We start from the raw sequence: 1,629 nt of genomic DNA on the forward strand, positions 1-1,629 counted from the left end.
TAGTTGCTCCTGAAAAAGTCGATTTTCAAAAATAGTTTCGGGTTGCTGGCTGGGTTGTGAGGGGGAACTTTCCCTAATGATCGGTTTCCATGTTAGTTTTGGAGCATTTTTGCCGCTCTTTGCAGGTTGTGGGTCAGAATCCCGAAGCCGACCCAGCATTTTGAGCCGACAAAGCCCCGATACCTGCTGCGGTTCAAACCGTACTTCCGCTTGAGAAGACTAATCTTCGCTTCTCCAGCTGCACGGTAACGCTGCAAGTCTTTGAACCATAATTCGTTTTCGTACTCGGATCGGGCAATGCCTTTTTTGCCCTTTCGCGGCAAGCTAGCTCGCTTCACACCAAGTTCGGTAATGGCCGTTTCGTTCTTCTTGCTTGAGAAACCGCGGTCGGTCGCTACAGCTTGCGGCGCTTTGCCGAATTGCTTGATATGCGCCTGTACAGCGGGAACGAGCAGTTCATCATCCGAGGGGTTCCCCTCGTAGACAGCGTAGCCGGTCACAAAGCCGCTTTCCGTCTCGTCGATTCGCACCTTGTAGCCGAACTCAGTTCCTTTGGCCAGCTTACCTTTCTTAATCGGTCTTGCTTCCGGGTCAAAGAAACTGACGATCCGATCTGCGATGATTCGATTGCCGGAAACGACCTGTTTGGCTTGTTCCAACAACTTGCCGGTTAGCGTGACCGCCTCGGTCAGTTTGGTTTTACTTTGTCGAAGAGCAGCTTTGCCCTTGTCTTGCAGTTTCTCGATAACGGCTTGCGCCTTGTTCACAACGTTCTCGGCTACTTCGATTACGCTCCCAGTGATCCGGTCAACTTCTTCCCAAGATTCACGGGTGCGGCGACGTAGAACTTTCGCGATGGACAGAATCTTTTCCTTGATTTCTGCCGTACGATCTTCAAAGCCTTGAACAGTGTGGGAGGCGACTTTCCGGATTTTCTGAATCGTTCGAGTGATGACTTTTACGCCATCTTGCAACAGCGTAGCGTCTGTCGGGTGATGGATGTCGGATTCCACAACCGTCGTATCCGTGCGCAATTTGCGGGTTTTCAGAACGGCTTTTTCCTCACACTGCTTTACGAGTGCGGCATTGATGTCTTCGACGATCTTGTCGCCGTAGCGTTTGCGGGCATAGATGAGCGTAGACGGGTCGGGCATCGGTTCGTCGATGGCAAACCGGCAGAACATTCGCCATGTGATGCTGTCACCGACTTCCTTCACGAGTGACTCGTAGCCCAAATTGTATTTATGCTTCAGGACCATAAGACGGATGTACTTTTCAATTGCAAGCGTAGGACGGCCGCTTTTCTTGCCTTTCGGGTGCAACTCAGTAAACGGTTGAAGAAAACGGTCGTCGTCCAGTAATTGATCTATGATTGCAAGCTCGACCGGCAACTTTCTAACAGATTCCGGGAGAATGGCATCCCAGATGGTCAATTGCTCGTCTCGAAGTTTCAACATTTTCTTCACCTCTTGGAAGGATTCCCGAGGGCTTCTGTTGAACTCCTATAGCAAAGGAATTCTTCCCTCGGGGTGTGGAACTTTGTTATCTCGTCAATAACAATTTCCATTTTGAGGTGCTGAATTCCTTTTAATTATGCTCAAAACACCCTGACTTTTTCAGGGGAAACTA

General features: G+C 49.8%; 1 protein-coding gene. It reads right to left on the minus strand.

What is annotated here, in order from left to right:
- Nucleotides 1–92: 92 nt before the first annotated feature.
- Nucleotides 93–1,457 (minus strand): ISNCY family transposase, encoded by a 1,365-nt coding sequence (locus tag PBA01S_RS22495; RefSeq protein WP_019007868.1) that lies wholly within the window; start codon nt 1,455–1,457, stop codon nt 93–95.
- Nucleotides 1,458–1,629: the final 172 nt, after the last annotated feature.

Origin of the sequence: Paenibacillus barengoltzii NBRC 101215, from assembly GCF_004000745.1 — a bacterium.
Taxonomy (GTDB): domain Bacteria; phylum Bacillota; class Bacilli; order Paenibacillales; family Paenibacillaceae; genus Fontibacillus; species Fontibacillus barengoltzii.

Bases quoted from the DNA above. Each gene is read 5' to 3' on its own strand.
- PBA01S_RS22495 (WP_019007868.1), bottom strand. From the start codon at position 1,457: ATGTTGAAACTTCGAGACGAGCAATTGACCATCTGGGATGCCATTCTC.